The sequence below is a fragment of the Frankia sp. EI5c genome (assembly GCF_001636565.1).
In the GTDB taxonomy this organism is placed as follows: Bacteria; Actinomycetota; Actinomycetes; order Frankiales; family Frankiaceae; genus Parafrankia.
This window is the reverse complement of record NZ_LRTK01000140.1, coordinates 1-2258: the sequence shown is the minus strand read 5'-3', so window position 1 is coordinate 2258 and position 2258 is coordinate 1. Positions and strand designations below refer to the sequence as shown.

Below are 2258 nucleotides of genomic sequence, written 5' to 3'. Positions count from 1 at the left end.
GGTTGACAGGTTCCGCCCTGCTGCTCAGCATTCCCCTGATGGCCTTCGGCTCCAGCCCCGCCTTCGCGGATACCGCCTGCGGGATCATCACCGAAGATCATCCTTCGTCTTCCACTGCCGGTGGCTACGCTGTGGTTTACAAGCAGTTCCCCTGTCTTGCTGGCGGCGTGAAAGTCACCATCTCTGGTGGCCCGGACACNGGATGCCAGTACATGAATCCCGGTGAGACCAAGACCTTCTGGTATGGCCACTACTTCTGGAACAACAGCTCACACGCGGTAGGCCTTGTTACCTGCTGAGGCGGACCTGGCTGTAGGGGCAGGAAGTAAAAATCGACAGCCTGCCTCCCCGTCTCGATCTCGCTATTTTTGATGTTCACCGTTCTTCCGGGGGCTGTGGAGCTGAGGGACCGGACTCAGCTCCACAGCCCCCGTAGCGGTGCCGCCAATTTTATTTGGAGGGTTCGAGCGAGGTCTCAGGGATAGGCCAAGGGTAGCCCAAGCCAGATCGGCCACCGTCGCGAGTAGCCGCGAGATCACGGCGACTAGTGCAGCTTTGCCGCCCGGCAGCGCCGGAGTGAACGCCAGCACTAGTACCGCCTCTCTTACCAAAGCACCTGCCGGCAAGATGATGACCAGAAAGCCAGCCGTCCATGCCAAGGCATAGCNACCTACGGCCAGCAGCAGCAATGGTCCTCCTGTCATCGCCGGATTCAGATCGCGAACGAGTAGCCACGCCGCTATGCCGTAACCGATGAATCCAGCAAGCAGCCAGCCTGCGCCGATGAGCACCGGTCGTAGTGTTAGACGTTGGTCTAGAGCGGGACGGCGCATACGTCGTAGGATTAGGGCAAGCGCCCGGTTGAGCACCGGGGGTGAAAGCGCAAATACGAACACTGGAAACACCCCCAGCGCCCACCAATAACGGATAAGAGCATCGTTCGAAACGAACGGCAAGGTGATCGCCGCTGTAAGGCCGCCACACGNGACCGCCAAAGCCAAAACTATCATTCCGGCCGAGGCGGATTCCGGTCGAGAGATTCCGTATTCGTGCGACATCTCTACCTGTGCAACTACAGACCAAACGCTACCCGGAAGGTATTTCCCGAGCTGACCAACGAAGAAAATATGAACGGCTACGCGAAGCGGCAACCTCGTCCCCAGCCCCGCCAGGATCGTTCTCCAANAAAGCATGGCCATGCCGACCGCGAAGAGCGTAGCAGCGCAAGACGCCATAATGCCGACCCACGTCAACGCACTGAGTGAGTCCCGGACTTCGCTCCACTGCTCGACTAGAACTACGACAAGCGACACAGCAGCGACGAGCAGCATACTGCGTACCAGCCACCATCTAAAACCGCGTACGCGCAGCTTCACTGTCTCAGAACCCACTCATACACCCTAATTCTCCGGCCCGACTCCTATGGTCAGGACTGAACGGCGAGAAGCCAGCCAGCGCGGCCGGCGATGCTGCAGGCATGATCGGGCCAACGACGCCCCCTCATCCCGTGCAGCCATTCAAGATCATCTAATGTCTCTTATTGATCAGTCTGGATGATCGGCNGGTAGCTAGCTTCGGGCCTCGACCACTGCGCCGGTTGCCAGTTTGCCCGAGCAGCACCACACGCCGTCCATCGGGTGCGAAGCGCTTGGTCCGCAGCAGCATAGCGGGCCGGTCCGAGGTGACCGGATCACGACCAACGCCGCACTGTGACGGAGCGTCCCGCGCGCATTTCCCGCACTGGCGGTGAGGCGGTNCGGCATCGGGCGGCCCGCTCGTCGGTGGAGTGGGCGTCGATCCGTCCGCTGTCGGGCCTGCCAGTGATCTTCGCTGGCATGCCTGTATCCAGCGACCACGGCTCGGAGGGACTACTCATTTCCTTCGGTATTATGAAGTTGAATTGGGATCGCCCGAGCGACGTTTCCGTTGCTCGCTCCGTAAAAGTGATCGTGTTCGCCGGTAGTGCTCCTGTGCGAGCTCGCTGATCTCAATGCCGTCCATGAGGGAGCGGGTGATGGATTCCTGGCCGGTGTGGATGGCTTCGACGGCGGATTCGCGGATGAGGTCGGACAGGCCGCAGATGCTTCCTGCGCTACGATCGTGGAGGTAGTTCCAGAGGCGGACGAGGCTTCCGGGTTTGTGGTGGTGGAGCAGAAGGGCGTCTTCCATGGCCTTAATGACGCCAATCCATTCTTTTTTCTCCTGGTCGCTGTTGAGAGTGAAGGGCCTCATTTTGTGGAGGGTGTTGCGTCCTGAGG

At 60.1% G+C, this 2258-nt stretch carries 5 pseudogenes; all 5 read right to left on the bottom strand.

The annotated features are described in order from the left end of the window. Positions 1-362: 362 nt before the first annotated feature. Positions 363-667 (bottom strand): annotated as a pseudogene (locus UG55_RS44825) (UPF0104 family protein); the annotation flags it as partial. A gap of 1 nt (position 668) precedes the next feature. Continuing rightward, a pseudogene (locus tag UG55_RS44820) lies at positions 669-985 on the bottom strand (UPF0104 family protein); the annotation flags it as partial. Between the two features lies 1 nt (position 986). After that, positions 987-1185: pseudogene (locus UG55_RS44815) on the bottom strand (UPF0104 family protein); the annotation flags it as partial. 1 nt (position 1186) lies between these two features. Then, positions 1187-1331, bottom strand: a pseudogene (locus tag UG55_RS44810) (UPF0104 family protein); the annotation flags it as partial. A 556-nt stretch (positions 1332-1887) separates the two neighbouring features. Next, positions 1888-2258: pseudogene (locus UG55_RS29735) on the bottom strand (hypothetical protein); the annotation flags it as partial.